The sequence below is a fragment of the Psychrobacter sp. Pi2-51 genome, assembly GCF_904846665.1.
In the GTDB taxonomy this organism is placed as follows: Bacteria; Pseudomonadota; Gammaproteobacteria; order Pseudomonadales; family Moraxellaceae; genus Psychrobacter; species Psychrobacter glaciei.
This window is the reverse complement of the sequence record NZ_CAJHBP010000022.1, coordinates 1-19,828: the sequence shown is the minus strand read 5'-3', so window position 1 is coordinate 19,828 and position 19,828 is coordinate 1. Positions and strand designations below refer to the sequence as shown.

The window sequence follows — 19,828 nt, the reverse complement described above, 5'->3', positions numbered from 1 at the left end:
CTTCAACGAGCGCTATCGGAATCTGAATTATCCCAGCTTATTTTACCCGAATGATCTCATTCTCACGTTTCTTGGCCAGCTCTTCTGCATGCGCGCGAACCATACTTTCTATTTCATCAACCAAGTTATTGGTGTCGATAAGATGGCTTTTTTCGCCCATACGATAGACCAATGACTTACGTGCAGCGCCAACGATACCTATATCAGATTCCTTCGCCTCACCTGGGCCGTTCACTTTACAGCCAATCACTGACAAATTCATCGGTTCGCGCACATCTTCTAAGCGTGACTCTAATGCGGTCATCACTCTAATCACATCAAACTCTTGACGAGAGCAGCTCGGACAAGCAATAAAGTTCACGCCATTAGAACGAATATTGAGCGATTTTAAAATATCAAAGCCAATTTTAATTTCTTCTTCTGGCTCTGCTGCCAACGAGATACGAATGGTATCGCCAATGCCGTCCAATAATAAGCCACCGAGAGCAATGGCGGACTTGACCGAACCGGTACGATAAACGCCAGCTTCGGTGACACCTAAATGCAGCGGATTGTCGATTTGGGCAGAGATAAGACGATAGGCATCCATAGTCAAAAATACATTACTGGCTTTGACCGAGACTTTGTATTGATCAAAGTTCAAGCGCTCTAAAATATCGATATGACGCATCGCCGATTCCAGCATCGCCGCGCCATTCGGCTCTGTATATTTACGCTGAATGTCTTTTTCTAATGAGCCAGCATTGACGCCGATACGAATAGGAATATTATGATATTTGGCACAAGCGACGACTTCACGTACTTTGGCATCGCTACCGATATTACCTGGATTGATACGTAGACAATCTGCACCCGCTTCGGCAACCGCTAGCGCTATTTTATGGTCAAAATGTACGTCGGCAATCAATGGCACACTGACCAGCTTTCGAATCTCACCAAAGGCTTTGACCGTATCCATCGTTGGCGTTGATACGCGCATCAGATCAGCACCAGCTTCAACGCAGCGTTCGATTTGAGCCACGGTCGCGGCCACATCACAGGTGTCCGTGTTGGTCATGCTTTGCACACTTATCGGTGCATCGCCACCAATCGCGACATCACCGACATAGATTTTTTTGGTCAAACGACGGTTAATAGGCGATGGCATTGACATACATAAATCCTTTAATTAAAACTAAAAAAGCAATAGGCTCAAATACAAAAAAGACTAAGGAGCCAACTCAAAACTGGCCTGCTTATCCGTTGCATAAGTATCTAGAGCGACGGCTTCTTGATTCAGCATTAAGCTAACATTATCGACATTATCAATCTGTACATTAAATGGTGGCATGCCTGATAATTTATAGTCACCAGCGGTCTGCGCACCATTCATCAAGTTGCTACCAGAAGCGTCAGTAATGCTGATAATGGCGTCATCTGTCAGTTTGACGTCTAAAACTGCCACATTGGTATTGGTGTCACCGCCTAAATTGAGCGCAGAGCCAGACGCGCCGACCCCATTGGCATTCGTATTAATCGCTGCACCTTGTGCTTGCTCGACGGCTGATATGTCCTCGACAGCGACGGTTGGTTCTTGGTTATTTTCTTTGCTCGCATTGCTTACCATACGAAATAGAAATATCGCTAAGATGATTAGCCCGATAACACCTATGATTAACAAAGGGTTAAAACGAATACGGTTATGAGTATCACGCTGCAATGTACCCATTGGGCGCAAAGGCGTATCGGTATTGTTTGCCAATTGAGCTTTGAGCTCTTTGGGATAAGCGGCATCAAAGCTGCTTGCAATTTTTACCGGATCTAAATCTAAAAATTTGGCATAATTAATCGCAAAACCACGAGCAAAAGCGGCTTGCGGTAGCTCAGAGAAATTCTCACTCTCTAGGGCTTGTAGATGTCGTTTTAAAATAAATAGCTCAGCTGCCACCTCTTCTAAGCTGACTTGCTTATTTTTTCGGGCTTGTTGCAATACAGCACCAAATGATCCCTGCTGGTTAGATTGAGTGTTTGATGATGGGGTGGTCATTTCCATGGTGCCTCTGGATTATTAAGCCAAGTCTTAAGTTGTTTTGCCTCATCGCTTAACGGATAAGCGGATAAAAGCTGCTGTGCCAATTGCTGGCGCGTTGTTTTGTTATTTTGTGCAGCGGCAATTTTGATGCCTTGCAATAGTAAGCGCGGGCTAATGCCCTGCCCTTGTACCAGTATCAAAGTCTCATCATAGAGCCGCTGTGCTTGTTGCACACGCTGCTGCTCAAGCAATAAATCTACCAATTCAATATGGGCAATAATACTGTTGCGATTGCCATCCAACGCCCGCAAGAATGCTTTGGCGGCTGCCGGATGATCATCGAGTTGCAGATAGGTGCGACCCAAGTTTTCTAACGCCCCAATACGGCCTTCATAGCCTAATGCTGCACCAGCGATTTCAAACTGCGCCGCTGCTTCTTTGTAACGCTTCATTTGCGACAAATAAACGCCATAATTATTGTGCGCCTGCTCAAAATCTTTATCAAGCGCAATGGCTTTTTTAAAATACTGGTCGGCTTTTTCAAGATTGATGCGGCTGCCTTCTTGCTGCAACAAAACGCCCATCATATCATAGGCTGGCGCGTAACGGCTATCCGCAGCAAAGGCTTTTTCTAGCTGACGCTGCGCGGTATCAAGCTCGTTTTTGCGGATATATTGTGCGGCAAGTGAAGTGCGCACACGAGCAATCTCTTGTTGATCCAAGTTGCGATCGCTAGTCGGTCGCGTGGACGTTTGATAGGGGGTGCTACCCGTTAGATCATTGGTCGTCGTACTTTGACAGCCGCTCAATAGCAAGCCTGCCAATGCACTTGCCAGCAGCATACGCTTTGGCGTAGCCAGTGACTCAATCGCTGATATCAACGGTTTAAACGCTGAAAGAAATGGTTTTTGATATTTGAACTGACAAGAATCTTTAGAAGTCATCATAGCCGCCATCATAAAACTGTGGTTCAGTACAGGGGATCAAAGAAGCATCAGTTTAATAGATTTAGCCCCCATAAGTACAATTTAGTTACTATTAATTGCTGCCTTCATGGTTATTAGCGGTTATGACTACAATTTTATTACCGTTGTGATGGATAAAAGACAGCTAATTATCAAACCTTTATAGGCTGTTCATGATTTCTATCAATACCGTCTTCAGTTATCAATACCACTCTAAATCTTCTATGCTACCTCAAACCATATTACCCTACACGTTTTCACGGTCTTTAATGCTTTGCTGCCACGCTGCCGAACGTCTAGTACGATCAGCAACTTGTCCGACCAATTGACCACAGGCCGCATCAATGTCATCACCACGGGTTTGGCGAATCGTACAGACAAATCCCGCTTCACTTAAAATATTGCTAAAAGCGTGGATACGGTTGTTGCTTGATTTATCGTAATTGGCATGTGGGAATGGATTAAACGGTATCAGATTAATTTTGCTTGGCAAATCACCTAATAAAGCAACCAATTGATGAGCGTGCTCATTGCTATCATTGACACCATCTAGCATCACATATTCAATCGTCACATGCTTTTTATGGCGCGGATTGACGTCATAAACATAATTGCGAGCGGCTGCCATCAACTCTTCTAGCGGATACTTTTTATTAATAGGCACTAGCTCGTTACGCAGCTCATCATTGGGTGCGTGCAATGAAATCGCTAATGCCACATCGATGTCTTGCGCTAGCTGGTACATTTTGGGTACGACACCCGAGGTTGATAATGTCACCCGACGTTTTGACAAACCATAGGCGTGATCGCTCAGCATCAGCTCCATCGAGCCAACCACTGGCTTGTAGTTTAGTAGTGGCTCGCCCATGCCCATCATCACCACATTGGTGACGTTATTTTCCCATAGGCTATGATCAACGTTTTCTAAGCTGTCATTTTCGTCAGTCATATAAGAAGCATTAGCTACCCATAATTGTCCGATGATTTCAGCCGCCGTTAAATCGCGCTCAAAGCCCTGTTTGCCAGTACTACAGAAACTACAATCCAGCGCACAGCCAACTTGTGAAGACACGCATAAAGTCTTACGACCATTTATCTTGCTGTCATCTGCTGGAATCAGTACCGTCTCAACCAATGAGCCACCAGTCACTTCGAACACCCATTTCCGCGTGCCGTCATCACTGTATTGACGATGAATGACTTTTGGCGGAACGACGCAAGCATTGGCTGACAATTTATCGCGCAGTGATTTGCTTAAATTGGTCATTTGCTCAAAATCGGTCACACCCTGCTGATATATCCACCTAACCACCTGCGTTGAGCGAAATGGCTTTTCGCCAATGCTCTTAAAATACTCTGCAAGTTGGGCTTGCGTCATTCCTAGCAGGTTGGTTTTTGCCTGCGCTTCATCTACTAGCTTGATACTATCTGTTAGCTTAGTAGGGATATGTTGGATCGGTGATTGAACAGTGGACATAATAGATAACCTTTTTGCATAAGCTTAAATAAGCGGTGCAATTGTTTATATGGATGTTGTCATACATACATAATATATGAGTGCATGAGCAATCCGTTATGAGCGCATTTGATAAAAGCATGCTGATAAGGGATTGATAACGCTACGTAAAACCAATAATGAGGCAAGTCATCAAAGATTTCAATGAATAATAGGATTATTATAATAGCTAAAACGGCTTATACCCATAAGATATAAGCCGTCTTGCAAAACTAATTATTAATAATCAACACTACAAACGGATATTAATAATTGCTGCTACTAGCGCGTACGTGCACAAACTTCATCTTCATTGAAGAAGTAGCTGATTTCACGTGCAGCTGATTCAGCTGAATCTGAACCATGAACGGCGTTTTCATCGATGCTGCTAGCGAAATCAGCACGGATAGTACCTTCAGCAGCGTCTTTTGGGTTAGTAGCGCCCATGATTTCACGATGCTGAGCGATAGCATTTTCGCCTTCTAGTACTGATACCAATACTGGACCTGACATCATGAAAGATTTTAGATCGTTGTAGAATGGACGCTCAGCGTGCTCAGCGTAAAAACCGCCTGCTTTTTCGTCATCAAGTTGCATCATTTTTGCTGCAACAATTTTTAGACCAGCTTGCTCGAAGCGGCTATAGATAGCACCGATGTGGTTGCCAGCAACTGCGTCAGGTTTGATGATAGATAAAGTACGTTCGTTAGCCATGAAAAGCTCCTAATAAATGATAAATTCAATAAAAATAAAATGGTCAATGCTTTGTTTTATCTTTGGCCACAATGCTGGCTTGGGCAAACTTAAATAACTCATTGTCTATCAATACGATAATATGAGCGCCAACATAGGATTGCTGCCTATTATAATGATTAAGACTATAAATGATAGGGTTAATTTATGACCGTACCTTGCATAAAAGTAAAAACCCCAATGCTCAGCACTGGGGTTTTATCACTCAATACAACTATTAATAGTGGGACAAATATAAAGATTTTACTGCAATTACGCGTCGTATGGGTCACGCAATACGATGGTCTCTTCGCGGTCAGGACCAGTTGAGATGATATCGATAGGGCAATCGATCAATGCTTCAATACGCTTGATGTATTTTTTGGCGTTTTCTGGCAAGTCGTCATAATTGGTGATACCAACGGTTGACTCACTCCACCCTTGTAAGGTTTCGTATTTTGGCGTCACTGACTCATAGAATTCAGCATCGTGCGCGCCTTTACATTCAGTCTCAGGCAAGTCGTAACCCACACCGATAAGCAGCTCTTCTAAGCCATCCAACACGTCAAGCTTAGTCAAGCAAATACCTGATAGTGAGTTCAATACCACTGCACGGCGTAAGGCTTCGGCATCGAACCAACCACAGCGACGCGCACGACCAGTGGTGGCACCAAACTCATGACCGACTTTGGCTAAATGCGCGCCAACATCATCAAACAATTCAGTTGGGAACGGGCCACTGCCAACACGCGTGGTGTAAGCTTTGGTGATACCCAGTACGTAGTCTAAATACAATGGACCGATACCAGTACCAGTCGATACGCCACCAGCAGTGACGCTTGAGCTGGTCACAAACGGATAAGTACCATGATCGATATCAAGTAATGTACCTTGAGCACCTTCAAACATCAGGTTCTTGCCAGCAAGGCGCAATTGATTAAGGTCTTCAGTCACATCGGTAACCATGCCTTTAATCTCTTCTTTCCACTCTTTACAGAGCTTCAATGTCTCATCAAAATCAATCGCTTCAACTTTATAATACTGGGTCAATTGGAAGTTATGATATTCGATTAAGTTGCGTAATTTTTCTTCTAAATCATCACGGAATAAATCAGCAAGCTTGATGGCACGGCGCGCCACTTTGTCTTCGTACGCAGGACCGATACCGCGACCCGTCGTACCGATTTTACCAGTACCGCGCTTGGCTTCGCGTGCTTGGTCAAGTGCGACATGATAAGGCATGATAAGTGGGCAGTTCGGTGAAATGCGCAGACGCTCACGTACTGGTACGTTATTGTCTTCCAGCTCTTTCATTTCTTTTAACAGTGCGTCAGGTGCTAACACCACGCCGTTACCGATGAAGCAGGTGACGCCTTCACGCAGGATACCTGATGGGATTAAATGCAAGACGGTGGTTTTGCCATCGACAACTAACGTGTGACCTGCGTTGTGACCGCCTTGAAAGCGAGCAACTGCTGAGGCTTTTTCGGTTAGTAAATCAACAATCTTACCTTTACCTTCATCGCCCCATTGGCTACCCAAAACTACGACATTCTTACCCATGATCAATCCTTACCTTTATGTATTGAGGTGTGTGCAATAACGGTTTAAAAAACTAAAATGATTTTGATAACGTCAAAAAATAACAGTCACGATAGCAACATTAAGTATGGCTTAATAAAGCTGTGTTTACACGCTCTGTAACTGCCACTCATTGTCTGCGAAACTTAAGCGATGCGTGACATCTGCTGGATGGTCTTGAGTATCTAATGGCATGGTAACGCGATAGCCCTGCTGACGTAGACTTTCCACTTGTTGTAACAGCGTCTGCTTCTGGGTCTTATCGGCATTATGCAATGCGGTATAATCCACCAGCACAATGCTTGGCGCATCAAGCTGCGTATGCGCGAGTAAACGGCTGACATCCATACTAAAGCCGGTGGCTTGACGCGGCTGCTGGGTATAGCTCTGCATACCATCAAAACGTCCACCCCGTACCAACGGCTGGGTTTCACTATTGATATAACCGTTAAAGACAATACCCGTATGATAATGATAGCCTGACAGCTCTGTCACATCGATACTGACCGGACATTGCCATTGCTCTTGTAGATGGGCAGTGAGACGTTGCAACTCATCAACAGCCGTTGCGATTTGCGTATCCTGCTGTGCTGTCGCTGACAGTTTTGCCAATAAATGCGCCATATCATGACCAAAGCGCGCCAATGCGTAAAAATCATCACCCATCGGTAGTGTTTGGCAAACCCGCTTTAGTTCTGGCAAATTCTTATTGGCATACAAGTTCATCAACTGCTGAGTATCGTGCGCTGGCAGTTCAGCCAATTCAGCCAAACGCTTAAATATCGCCACATGACCCAAGTCGATGTGCAAGGTGGCGCTCATATCCAAGCTATTCACCATGCTAAACAACACATCTATCAGTTCGATATCGGCAGCCAATTCGCCGCAACCAAAAATCTCAGCACCCAATTGCAATGGCGTCCGTGAGCCAAAAAGCCCTGACGGCAAGGTATGAATCACATCCCCTGCATAGCAATAACGAGCAATACCCGTGCCACCGTGATGTGCATCGATACGTAAAATCTGCGGGGTAATATCAGCGCGCACGCCCATCAAGCGACCGGTTAGCTGATCGATAATCTTGAAAGTTTGGCGCTTTAGATCTTCTGAGGCATCACTCAGCAGCGACTCGGTGAATTCAATCATTGGTGGATTGACCAACTGATAGCCGTGAGTAATCAGCTGCTGCGTAAGCTTGTGCCTGAGCACTTCTTGCTTTTGGGCATCTTCAAACAGCACATCCACCACCCCATCAGGCAGCAACCAACTATTGGCAACGTCGCTGGCAAAGTTATTCAAATATGGCATGCTAGTGGAGGTAGCCGTGTTTTCGGCAGGCTGAGCCACCGCTTCATTCGTCGTATTTAACTGGGCAAGTTTTGCAGAATCAGAACTGACAGACACAATAAATCCTTGTTTGGCGTATCGCTTACCAAAAACGCGGTACTGATGCGGTACTTAAAGGTTATCTTTACAATTGCATTGACGATGTGCATTTTTATTTTTAACGCGCAACATCATTGACCCAATTATTTATAAACAAACTAGGTAACCGCAAAAGGGTGAGTAATAAGTATAAGTTAGGACGATAAGACGAGTATCTTTATGCGCTAGTAAACCTTAATAAATCACCAAGGCACTTTATGCTTTAGTTTAGCATAGCAGTTAAGGTTCGCCTAGTGACAATTCGCCACAATCACTATCTAATTGCTGGTCATTACTGTCAAAGACACGGCGATTATAATCGTGTTAGATACCTTGTGGTTCAACTAAAAATGTTAATATAGCCTTGGTATAATGAAGACTGTCAGCAGCATGGTGAGAACCACGTTTTCGACTCAGACTCATGGTACACTACCCTATATTTTTATCTCGGAAGCCTTATGTCATCTGATTACCACCCAAACCCAGCCATGAACCAAAGCAACGTCTTAGGCACTGCCCTTGCCAGCTGTTGCTTTGATCCTATTACCGGCTTTTATCGCAATGGCTTTTGTCATACTGGCAATCACGACGTCGGTCAACATACCGTTTGTGCCAAGATGACCAGCGAGTTTTTAAACTTCTCCGCCAGCCGTGGCAACGATCTTATCACCCCGCTGCCTGAGTATAACTTTTCTGGTTTACAGCCCGGTGATTACTGGTGTATCTGTGCGCTGCGCTGGGTCGAAGCCCTAGATTTCGATATCGCGCCACAAATAAAGCTAGAAGCTTGTCACGAAAGCTTATTAAGCTTGGTCGATATTGAAACCCTAAAAAGCTATGCACTATAGATAAAGCGAGCAAACGATAGCAGCGCTTATGAAAAATTTTGATTATTGAAGTTTTTTATTATATGACAGGAAAGTATATGGAAAATGATAATAATCAATTGATTAAAAAAACGGCTCATATTGCACCTGATTCCAATATGGATCATATCTATGCCAGCATGAGTGACAAGCATCTCTATCTAGACGATGATGATAGCTATATCTATGGTGATGCCGCTGCCACGACTGAGGACACCATCGAGACCATGACGGTCTATGACCCCGACTCTGAACGCTATGAGGATATTGACTCATCAAGTGAGGATGAGGTGGTCAGCTGCTATGCCTACTCCCGTAAAACTGGGGAAAATCTCGATACAGTAGCGCTCAATGATGTCAGTCGGGCGCTAAACAATAATGGTCAGTTTATTTGGCTCGGTCTCTACGATCCCAGTCTAGAGACCATGGTCAAAGTAAAAGAAGCCTTTGGTCTACATGAATTGGCGATTGAAGATGCTTTTGCCGATCATCAACGTGCCAAAGTCGAAAACTACGACAATGACATGGTGTTTGTGGTACTGCGTACGGCGAAGTTAGAGGACAATGTCATTCGTTATGGCACCACCGCGATATTCATGGGCAAAAACTACCTGATTACCATCCGTAATGGTCCGTCAAACTCCTACGCGCCTGTCCGTGAACATTGTCACCGTCGCCCTGAAAAGCTGCGTATGGGCCCGATATTTGTACTGCATGCCATACTCGATTTTATCGTGGATAATTATATGCCGATCACCGATCGGTTGGGTCGATATTTGCGCGAGCAAGAGCGCTATGTCTTTACCTATGAGTTTGACAAGGGCACTCTAAAAAATCTTTATGAGCTCAAATCTCAGCTAGTACATATGCGCGCCATTATTTTGCCGGTGCAAGACATCTGTAGCTTTTTTATTAATCACAAAAAAAGTGAGCTGGTCTCAGGATTTTCTCAAGCGGCAAAACCTTACTTTCGCGATGTCAACGATCACCTTTTGCACTCGCTAGATGCCATCAATGGTCTCAATGAAATGCTCAGCGTGGTGATGAATACCTATATGGCGATGGTCACTATGGGACAGAACGAAGTCGTGCGTAAGCTTGCGGCATGGGCAGGTATCTTAGCCGTACCCACAGCGATCGCTGGTATTTATGGGATGAACTTTGATTTTATGCCCGAGCTGCATTGGAAGTACTCGTACCTTGTTATCATGACTGTGATTATCGCTTTGTGTAGTTACTTGTACTACAATTTCAAAAGATTGAAATGGCTGTAATGCCAAACGCCATCCGTAAAAAAAGAGCAACCACTGGTCGCTCTTTTTTTATATTGCTATCTAATTATTCACGGCGGTGCTTGGTATGACTATCAGGCGCTTGGGCATTATCAGGCAATAGTGCTTTAACCGTTAGATTGGCATGCTGTTTATCGAGATTGTCCTCTGGACGACCGAATGTTTTTGCCGTCCACGTTAGTACCACGATAGAGCCACTCAATAGCATGATGGCCACAGAAATCGTCGCTAGTAGCCATAAATGAAAATAATCTGAGACGGCCTGGACATCGACGACCAAGTGCCGTGACAAAGCGGTGATAGCAATAAATATCAAAAACTGTACTGGCAGACGATGGGTTTTAAAATAAATACCTATCATAGCGAGCAGCTCAAGATAAATGAATAGCATCAAGATATCTTTTAAATCTGCTGAGCCTTTTTGAATAATACCAACGAACTCTTTACCGGCGGTCCAAACGACAACCACACTGATTAAAAATAAAATAACGTAATGACAGATATCGACAAACTCTCTACCAATACCTTGCAGTCGCTCGTGAATACCTACGTTTTTTTTAGCCATGTTTAAGTCCTATCAACTGAGATGTGGTTGATTTAGCCTGAGTCTTTGTACTGTGGAGACTCAGACCCCTTATTTATCGGCAATCAGTATTCGTATGACTATCTTTTTAGCCAGCGTTCAATCCAGCTGATTTTTCAGCTGCATCGACCGTTTGGCGAATCAGTGTGTTGATGGTCATTGGGCCAACGCCGCCTGGCACAGGTGTATACGCACTGGCAATATTTTCCATACCTTGCATTTCAATATCACCGACACCGCCATCAGCTGTTGGATGGAAACCTGCATCAATGACGACGGCGCCCGCTTTGATCCACTCTGCTTTGATTAATTCAGGTACACCTACTGCCCCAACAACGATATCTGCACGCTTGATATGTGCCGCTAGATCTTGAGTTCTTGAATGACAGATAGTTACGGTACAGTTGGCATTTAATAGCATCATCGCCATTGGCTTACCTAAGATAGCACTACGCCCTACGACCACGGCCTCCAAACCTGCCAGCTCGATACCATGATGCTCTAATAAATGCATGATGCCCTGCGGTGTGCATGAGCCATAAGCAGACTGCTGCATCGCCATTCGACCAAAGCCAAGACAAGTCACGCCATCGACGTCTTTTGCCAAGTCGATCTGCTCAAAGCAAGCACGCTCATCGATATGCTCAGGGACTGGATGCTGTAGCAAGATGCCATGGACATCAGGATTATTATTGAGCTCATCTATCTTAGCCAAGAGCTGCTCAGTGGTCGTGATACTCGGCATCTCAACACGTATAGAGTCCATACCAACACGCTTACAGGCATTACCTTTCATACGGACATAAGTGGCAGAAGCTGGATCATCACCGACCAATATCGTCGCAAGGCTTGGGGTGCGTCCCGTCTTATCCTTGATCGTATCCACGCGCACGCGTAGTTGCTGTTCTATTTGTTTGGCAAGTGCTTTGCCATCTAAAACGGTGGCGGACTCTTGGGCAGTAGGCGCGGTAGACATAGTAACTCCAATAGAGGGTACGATATAAAAAAATAAAGACAGCGCGCGCAAATACTTTGCATGCCTGTCTTATCCTTAATCAAGGTGTGATTTATACTGATATTGTACCTGCCTGCGTCTAAAAATCCTAGCCTGTATTGGGGCATGTCCTCAATTCAACCGATAACGATCTAAATTGAATAAAAAAACGGTCCACTATAATTTAGTAGACCGTTCTTTGATTTCCCAGAATTCTGAACCATTCATTACCCTGTCACTTAGTAGGTCTGAAACTCCACCCCTACACCTGCTCCAATGTCGCTTGATTGGGTATCTGAATCCACTGCCCACAGTCTAGTCGTCAGTTTAGTCAGTGGCTGTAGCTGGTGCTCCCAAGAGACATCGATAGCAGTCAGCTTATCAGTCGTCGGAAACGCTTGATTATCAGACTCATTCGCTTGATTAACTTTGGCATGTTGCAACTTTGCATGCAGGAAATTACGTTCATCTAGCCACAATCGACCGCCAACTGCAATACTCTCAGCATCGCCGCCTAGCGCATGCCCCAGTGGATAGCCTTGCTGATAATAGCCATCGGTATAAGTACCATGATCATAAGATATGCCACGTGATTCACCACCAGTACGCGTATCTGTATATTCAGTATAAAGCTGATAAGGCTTGCCATAAGCCTCAGAAGCATAGTCTGCACCAGCGAGATACATGTTTTTAGATGGCAGACCGCCTGCCTCGTCCTCACCCACATACTGAGCGTAGACACCAGCGGGTATATTAACCAAAGGCATAAGACTTAATCGTGCATCAAAGCCACCGAGTTGATTGGCGGGGTCGCCATCGACATCACCGTTATCTGCATTATCTTTGGTACCCAAAACAGCATCACCAAAAGAGCTTAAGCTCTCAGGTCGACCTTCGCCGCCCCACATAAAGGTACGGGACGCGCCTACTTCTAGCCAAGGTAGTGGATTGGCAGTCAGTCGTGCCCCAAACAGCTTGGCGTCTGGAATGGCCTCATAATCGTCGAGCTGACCAGCAAATAGCTGATACTGCCAAGGACCGACCCAATTCAGATATTTATAATTCGGTGCGGTTTGCGTATCACGCTGCATAGTAATCCCTGTGACTGGAATGCTCGCATCTCCTCGAATGAGACTGCCATCCTGCCCTGGACCCCACCATGCTGGTATTTTACCCGCTATCAACCACTGATTGGCTGCTGTACCAGCGATATATGACCCTTCAAAACTGACATCGTTATTGTTATCGCCATCGTCGATCAGCTCGTCGTTCTTTACATTGGCTTGCAGATTGAACTCCCACTGTGCTTCGCTAAGCGACACCCCTACAGTAGCTTGTTGACCAGCGAGCTGATCATCTGCAAATGTCTGTGGAAGCTGCTTTCGATCTGTCTGTAGGTACACTCCAGCAGAGGCCTTGACAAGAGAGTCACGGTTTTGCGCAAGCCTAGTCTGTATCGACTGTAATACCTGCTGCTGTGCTACTGTCTGCGCATTGGCAGACTGTAACCCACGTTTAATCTGATTAGCCGTCAATGGCCAAGTACTGGTGCTGATCTGCGTCACACCTTGGGTATTTAACCAATCAAGGTCCGCCTTGAGTTTTAGGTCGTTCATATACAGATTCTGTGCTGATGTCAGCATCGATGCCGTCGATAACACCCCAAAAACCAGTAGCACATTTAACTTTTTATACATGAGTAATCACTCTTTGATTATGGAGGTTAGGTTACAGATACTGCTTATCACATATTTATCAAAAAACTGTCACTAGCGGGCTTAAACATGCCCTAGTAAAATTTTCGCTGACGTTCACACAATCATTGAGCCAAACACCTTATCAATCGCTTGAACGGTTTGCTCAACCTCTGCCATCGTCAACGTAGGGTGAACCAAGAACATCAAGCTGGTCTCGCCAAGATGTTTTGCCATTGGTAATCTAGACTCTGGACGCAGACCGGTGCCATCAAAAGCTTTTTCTAAATACACCTCTGAGGCCGAGCCAGAGAAGCAAGGCACACCTTGGTTAGCAATCTCTTCAATAATACGGTCACGTGACCAGTCATCAGGTAGGTTATCTGGCTGCACATAGACATAGAGCTTATAATAGGCATGGGTACAGTCTACAAATTCGAATGACTCTTCCAATCTAGGTACAGAAAGATAGCCTTTAGATTGCCATTTAGCGCATGCCGCTAATATCGCTTGGGCGTTAACAGTGCGCTTAGCTGTCCAATCGCTCATTCTCTCTAACTGAATACGCCCGATCACTGCCTGCATCTCCGTCATACGCCAATTGGTACCGAAGCTCTCATGCAGCCAGCGATAGCCGGGTGGATGCTCAGTCTCATAGACAGCCGCATAGCTCTTACCATGGTCTTTATACGCCCACATTTTTCGCCATAGCGATTCATCATTGGTGGTGACCATACCGCCCTCACCGCCAGTGGTCATAATCTTATCTTGGCAAAAGCTCCAAGCCCCGATGTGACCGATACTACCGATGCTACGACCTTTATACTTTGCGCCATGGGCTTGAGCACAGTCTTCAATTACATATAGATTATGCTCATCTGCCAGTGCCATGATACCGTCCATGTCACAAGGCCAACCTGCCAAATGCACACAAACGATGGCTTTGGTCTGTTCAGTGAGCACGGCTCGAATAGTTTCAGGAGTGATATTACCAGTAGCAGCATCGACGTCGGCGAAGATCGGGGTAGCACCAGCATTAACAACGGATGAGATACTAGCGATAAAGGTACGCGGGGTAACGATGACTTCATCGCCTGCGCCAATACCAAGTGCCTGTAAAGCCACATCTAATGCTAGTGTACCATTACCCATGGCAATCGCATATTCACTATCTGCCCACTCTGCAAACTCACGCTCGAACTGACGACCTTCTTGTCCGGTCCAATAGTTTACCTTGTTAGATAATAATACTTGGCTGACAGCATAGGCCTCTTCTTGAGTAAAGCTTGGCCAAGGTGAAAAAGGGGTGTTTAGCATAGTTGCCTCGATGGTGCTTATTTATAATTGATGATTCATGACTTACAACTAAATATTTGATTGTGAGTCTTATTTTTATTTATTGAGTGGTCGTGCAGGATTACCAACCACTACCGCACCTGCTGGTACATCTTTCGTCACGACTGCACCCATACCGACGATAGCACCTTTACCAATAATTAATGGCTTATCAGGCGTACCCTGCTTGATAACTGCCCCTGCCCCGATGTAGGCATGATCATGGATATGAATATTGCCATTGCAACTGACACGCGGTGCAAAGGTAACGTAATCGCCGATTATACAATCATGCTCCACATAACTATAGAGGTTAGCATGGAAGCATTTACCGATAGTGACATTAGCAGCGATAGTGACAAAGGGACTGAGCGCTGCACCAGCAGCGATACTGACTCCATCCATGATTAAGGTAGTCGTTGCCTGTGCTGTCCACAGTGAGATACCATTTTTAGATAATTTATTTGCTATCTTTTGACGAATACTGCTATTAGCAATGGCAATCAGGACAAATTTATCGTCGCTATGTATACTTTTAAATTTTTCATAATTCATCGCCGTATAGCCGTTGACATTAGTATCTTCGTCCAATGCATCGTCAATGAATACGATTTGGCTATCTGCGTCACCATCTAACCTCTGTAACTGCTCAACAGCAACTGGCATTAAGCTACGACCACAGCCTGACGCGCCATAGACGGCAAATATCTTACTCATAGCTATTTTCTAGAGCTGCATTGTTTTGAGAACCAGTAAATTTACTCATCGTCGCCTCACCATCGGCACTGATACCATCTTTGATGACTACTTTTTTTACTGTTTTAAGTAATATCTTAATATCTAACCATAATGATTGATTATCGACATACCACGTATCAAGCGCAAACTTCTTATCCCAACCGATGGCATTACGTCCATTCACTTGCGCATAACCCGTAATACCGGGACGAACATTATGGCGGCGCGACTGCTCTGAATTATATAAAGGCATATATTCCATCAATAAGGGACGTGGTCCTACTAAGCTCATCTCACCTTTGACGACATTCCACAGCTCAGGCAACTCATCCAAACTACTATTACGTAGTGCTTTACCAAAATCAGTCAAGCGCTCACTATCCGGTAAAGGATTACCGTCGCTATCTATGGCGTCTTTCATCGTGCGGAACTTAATCATCTCAAACGGTGTGCCGTCTAAACCTGGACGCGTCTGACGAAATAGCACTGGCGAGCCTAAATTTTGTTTAACTTTATAGGCGGTGATGGCATATACCGGAGATAAAGCAACTAAGGCAGCAGTCGCGGCAGTGATATCAAAGAGACGTTTTATCATTGTTATTCCTTATAAGCCCATTTCATTGAGCATCGTTCGGTTGACCGCATGAACATCGAATTTTTCTTCTACCAGTTGGCGTGACGCCTTACCCATTTGTTCAATACGCTCTGGATTAACGATAAAACGCTCCATGGCAGCAGCCAATTCGGTTACGGCTTTGACAGGCACTAAATAGCCGTTTTGACCATCAATCACTGTTTCACGACAACCTGGTGCGTCAGTAGTAATAATAGGACGTCCCATCGCCATTGCTTCTAGCACAGTACGCGGAGTACCTTCTCGATAAGAGGGCAGTACATAAATAGAGCTCGCTGCAATTGCTGGTTGAACGTCGCTAAGCTTACCCCAAAACTTTAGCAAACCGTCATCGATCCATTTATCTAATTCTTGCTGCTCGATAGAATCAGGGTTGTCATCGATCCATCCTACTAAATCAAACTCTGCTTGTGGGTGTTTATCTTTTACCAGTTGAGCTGCTTGAGCGTACTCTTTGACTCCCTTATCCCCTAATAAACGGGCTATCAACAAGAAACGAGGAGCTGGTTTATTATTTATAATAGGAAAAGGAACGACATTATATTCTGATACATCAACCCCAGAGCCGTTAACGACTTTGGTCGATGCCGTAGGCTTTAAGATACCCGTAGATTTAAATAAAGCTTCGTCATCAGGATTTTGAAAAAACACCTTATGCGTCGAGGCTAGTGCTACGGAATAAAGCTTATGCATGATCTTTTGTAGATTAGACTTTTTATAATCTACTGCATCCGCTCCTTGAAAGGCATAACCTAAGCCGGTGATCAAGGCAAAACGCTGTGGAACACAAGCAAGTTTAGCTGCTAATGATCCATAGATAACGGGCTTGATCGTATAAGCCATCATGTAGTCAGGTTTAATCTTTCTCATCAATTGATAAAGTGCTAATAACGTTTTTGCATCTGTGGCAGGATTAGTTCCAGTACGTTGCATAGGTATATCATGGACGATATAACCAAGTGCTTTAAGTTGGTCGTGCTCTTCAGGATAACTATCAAACTCAGGCGCGGCAATATGTATTTCAAAACCAGCACTTTGTATTGCTGCAATGAGTGCGCCACGGAATTTTAGAATAGAGGGTGAATAGCTAGCTATTATTAAGAATTTCATTTATTAATTCATTGTTATTATGAAGAGTTCAAATACTTATTCTAAATGTTTAGGAGTTGTAAAGCTCAAGATAAGCTTCGACATTGGCTTCCAAAGAATAATTATCAATGATACGCTTTCGTGCAGCAATACCTAATTCAAAGCGTTCAGCTATATTTAAATTTAGAGCTTTATTAAGCTCTACTGCTAATAGCTCACTGTTTTTTGGTTCAACTAGAAATCCCTTAGAGCCAATCACTTCGTTGACACCGCCGCAATTAGTGGCAACTACAACGCGCTCACAAGCCATTGCTTCTGCAACAACGAGCCCAAAACCTTCCCAAGCAGATGATAAAGTAAAAACATCAGATGCTGACATCAAAGCTGGAATATCGCGTCTTATCCCCAAAAAACTGATCACATCAGTAATACCTAATCTTTCAGCTAACGAAGTCACTTCTTCTTTTAAAGGTCCATCACCCACGATCAAAACCTTGAAGTCTTGACGCATTACTTTTAAAGATGCTATGGCATTTAATAGATTTGGGTAATCTTTAGCTTTATGCATCCTACCCACAGCTAATATTATATTTACATTATCTATTTTTAACTCGTTACGAGTTAAAATACGAACAACATTATTAAAAAAAAACTTATTGGTATCTACACCGTTTGGTACAGACACCATACGATTAGTAGTCGTTGCGCCTTTTGCCACTAACGAATCTACAGCATCTTGACTGACATTAGTCGAAATATCAGCGAGTTTATCGGTTAGAAGATACGCCAGCATTCTAAGCCGACCACCCTCATCTTTACTATGCGAAGTACAGATGAGGGTGGGAATATTAATGGTTAAACGTAATAGTCTTGCTAATAGGTTTGAGTGGAACATATGGCTATGCACAACGTCAGGCTGCATCTTTTTTACTAATGCTCTTACTTTAATGCAGGCTCTAAAGGCATCTTTGCCGTTAACCATACAAAGAAACACCACCTCTATATCCGGATTAGAAGGTAAAACTAATGCCTCACCTGTAAGGTAAGCAATCTTCACCTCATGACCACGCGCAACCAATGCGTCTGCCAAGTTGACAACTACGTGCTCTGCACCACCCATGCCAAGACCAGTAATTATAAATAGTATTTTCATGGATTAACTCGATATTTGTAATTAATGAAAATTATAGATATTAATATAGAGAAAAAATAACCAGAAAATATAGATGGGATAAACTGAAAGCCGATAAGGCAGATTATAAAAGAGTAGACTAACTCTTTTGAATCCAATCTGTAAACTTTCAACATAATTGTTAGTAGCCAAAAAATAGTAAAGACCACTAAACATAAACCACCAACAACAGCCAAGTAAATAAATAAGTTGTGTGGTATTACACCTATAGTATCTCTATAACGAATAGGGTCAAAAATAGAACCTAATAAAATATTATCTGTAAAATAACTTATACCCTCAGCATATCCTTCAGTACGCCCACTCGAACTTACTGTAATTTCTCTTTCAATAAGAATAAAATCTTTTTTTAAAAAAACAAATAAAGGATATGCCAGAATTGTAATAAGACAAGCATAGTATAGTTTTTTATTTACAATAACTTTATCTATATTTAATGCACTATATAACACCATAGTCAAAATTAGAGATGCTAAACCAGTTCTAGCGGTAGTAGACAAAGAAGCTACAATTAAAAAAGCAATTAAGACTAACTTTAAAAAAAATTTAATCTTAAAATTATGGCTTAAAACAAGAGGTATACAGCTAGCAAAATATAAAGATAAAAAACTATAATCTTGCCAAGTAAATGCAAAAGCTAATCTTTTTCCACCATATAAATCAATCTTACCAAAAGATAACCCTAGGAATTTAAACATAAAAATTTGTATAAATAGACCTAGTGATAAAACTATACCTGAATATATATACATAGCCGATACACTATTAGATAAACTATGTGGATTCTTTATATTTACAAACAAAGGCCAGTGTGAAAGTGTAAAAAATACAAGTAAGCCTGCAAAAAAATCAAAAGAACCAGTGTAAATTGAAAATACAAATACAATAGAAGTCAATACACTAGCTATAATAAGAGAGATGTCTTTTTCAATAATAAAACTATTAAAAATAATAGAAGTTAATATAATTATTATAAGTAACAAGAAAATCAGTGGCAGCAACCTTATTCCGAAGAAACTAAAGTAACCAAACATCAGAATCAAGCTAAGTAAGGCTACAATAATTTTATTCATTTAAGTATCAATACCTATTGCAAAAAAAGACTTTTTTATAAAAAATAAATTCTAAATTTTGACCTTCATTTAAAATTATTCGCAACATTGTAAATATTAGTGTGGCAATGAAAAATATAGGAGTACAGT

At 43.2% G+C, this 19,828-nt stretch carries 18 protein-coding genes; 2 read left to right on the top strand and 16 right to left on the bottom strand.

The features are described from left to right. Positions 1–37 precede the first annotated feature (37 nt). The 7 genes from ispG to JMY08_RS10985 form a co-directional block, all read right to left on the bottom strand. Positions 38–1,153, bottom strand: a complete 1,116-nt coding sequence (gene ispG / locus JMY08_RS11015; RefSeq protein ID WP_010199030.1) for a flavodoxin-dependent (E)-4-hydroxy-3-methylbut-2-enyl-diphosphate synthase — start codon at positions 1,151–1,153, stop codon at positions 38–40. Positions 1,154–1,207: 54 nt separating this feature from the next. Beyond that, the gene (locus JMY08_RS11010) at positions 1,208–2,026 is read right to left on the bottom strand and encodes a helix-turn-helix domain-containing protein (RefSeq protein WP_189586623.1); all 819 of its coding nucleotides are present in this window, start codon (positions 2,024–2,026) and stop codon (positions 1,208–1,210) included. Then, positions 2,023–2,958, bottom strand: coding sequence for a type IV pilus biogenesis/stability protein PilW (gene pilW / locus JMY08_RS11005; RefSeq protein ID WP_227679664.1), 936 nt, complete (start codon positions 2,956–2,958; stop codon positions 2,023–2,025). The genes JMY08_RS11010 and pilW overlap by 4 nt, the downstream gene beginning before the upstream one ends. A gap of 265 nt (positions 2,959–3,223) precedes the next feature. Next, positions 3,224–4,453: a 23S rRNA (adenine(2503)-C(2))-methyltransferase RlmN gene (gene rlmN, locus JMY08_RS11000; protein ID WP_010199027.1), complete on the bottom strand. Its 1,230-nt coding sequence runs from the start codon at positions 4,451–4,453 to the stop codon at positions 3,224–3,226. Positions 4,454–4,753: 300 nt separating this feature from the next. After that, positions 4,754–5,185 carry a nucleoside-diphosphate kinase gene (gene ndk, locus JMY08_RS10995; RefSeq protein ID WP_189586527.1) on the bottom strand — a complete coding sequence of 144 codons (432 nt, stop codon included), beginning with the start codon at positions 5,183–5,185 and terminating at the stop codon, positions 4,754–4,756. A gap of 291 nt (positions 5,186–5,476) precedes the next feature. After that, on the bottom strand, positions 5,477–6,766 hold the full coding sequence (locus tag JMY08_RS10990) for an adenylosuccinate synthase (RefSeq protein WP_010199020.1): 1,290 nt from the start codon (positions 6,764–6,766) through the stop codon (positions 5,477–5,479). 126 nt (positions 6,767–6,892) lie between these two features. Beyond that, on the bottom strand, positions 6,893–8,188 hold the full coding sequence (locus JMY08_RS10985; protein WP_201593353.1) for an ATP phosphoribosyltransferase regulatory subunit: 1,296 nt from the start codon (positions 8,186–8,188) through the stop codon (positions 6,893–6,895). 479 nt (positions 8,189–8,667) lie between these two features. Between JMY08_RS10985 and JMY08_RS10980 the strand changes: the two genes are divergently transcribed. Both JMY08_RS10980 and corA read left to right on the top strand, forming a co-directional pair. Beyond that, the gene (locus JMY08_RS10980) at positions 8,668–9,057 is read left to right on the top strand and encodes a DUF2237 family protein (RefSeq protein ID WP_201593352.1); all 390 of its coding nucleotides are present in this window, start codon (positions 8,668–8,670) and stop codon (positions 9,055–9,057) included. A gap of 137 nt (positions 9,058–9,194) precedes the next feature. Next, complete coding sequence (gene corA / locus JMY08_RS10975; protein ID WP_413786701.1) at positions 9,195–10,349, top strand: magnesium/cobalt transporter CorA; 1,155 nt, start codon at positions 9,195–9,197, stop codon at positions 10,347–10,349. Positions 10,350–10,413: 64 nt separating this feature from the next. Here the strand turns inward: corA and JMY08_RS10970 are convergent, their stop codons facing one another. The 9 genes from JMY08_RS10970 to JMY08_RS10930 form a co-directional block, all read right to left on the bottom strand. Next, complete coding sequence (locus tag JMY08_RS10970; RefSeq protein ID WP_010199010.1) at positions 10,414–10,932, bottom strand: phosphate-starvation-inducible protein PsiE; 519 nt, start codon at positions 10,930–10,932, stop codon at positions 10,414–10,416. 106 nt (positions 10,933–11,038) lie between these two features. Next, entirely contained in the window at positions 11,039–11,926 is an 888-nt protein-coding gene (gene folD, locus JMY08_RS10965; protein ID WP_201593350.1) for a bifunctional methylenetetrahydrofolate dehydrogenase/methenyltetrahydrofolate cyclohydrolase FolD, read from the bottom strand. Positions 11,927–12,183: 257 nt separating this feature from the next. Continuing rightward, the gene (locus JMY08_RS10960; RefSeq protein WP_201593349.1) at positions 12,184–13,641 is read right to left on the bottom strand and encodes a capsule assembly Wzi family protein; all 1,458 of its coding nucleotides are present in this window, start codon (positions 13,639–13,641) and stop codon (positions 12,184–12,186) included. A 114-nt stretch (positions 13,642–13,755) separates the two neighbouring features. Beyond that, complete coding sequence (locus JMY08_RS10955; RefSeq protein WP_201593348.1) at positions 13,756–14,955, bottom strand: DegT/DnrJ/EryC1/StrS family aminotransferase; 1,200 nt, start codon at positions 14,953–14,955, stop codon at positions 13,756–13,758. Positions 14,956–15,030: 75 nt separating this feature from the next. Next, the gene (locus JMY08_RS10950) at positions 15,031–15,690 is read right to left on the bottom strand and encodes an acetyltransferase (protein WP_201593346.1); all 660 of its coding nucleotides are present in this window, start codon (positions 15,688–15,690) and stop codon (positions 15,031–15,033) included. Further along, positions 15,683–16,306: a sugar transferase gene (locus JMY08_RS10945; RefSeq protein WP_201593344.1), complete on the bottom strand. Its 624-nt coding sequence runs from the start codon at positions 16,304–16,306 to the stop codon at positions 15,683–15,685. The genes JMY08_RS10950 and JMY08_RS10945 overlap by 8 nt, the downstream gene beginning before the upstream one ends. Before the next feature lie 9 nt (positions 16,307–16,315). Next, positions 16,316–17,455, bottom strand: coding sequence for a glycosyltransferase family 4 protein (locus JMY08_RS10940; protein ID WP_201593342.1), 1,140 nt, complete (start codon positions 17,453–17,455; stop codon positions 16,316–16,318). Positions 17,456–17,504: 49 nt separating this feature from the next. Continuing rightward, positions 17,505–18,587: a glycosyltransferase gene (locus JMY08_RS10935; protein ID WP_201593331.1), complete on the bottom strand. Its 1,083-nt coding sequence runs from the start codon at positions 18,585–18,587 to the stop codon at positions 17,505–17,507. Beyond that, positions 18,584–19,699, bottom strand: a complete 1,116-nt coding sequence (locus JMY08_RS10930; RefSeq protein WP_201593329.1) for a hypothetical protein — start codon at positions 19,697–19,699, stop codon at positions 18,584–18,586. Before JMY08_RS10930 ends, JMY08_RS10935 begins: the two co-directional genes overlap by 4 nt. Positions 19,700–19,828 lie beyond the last annotated feature (129 nt).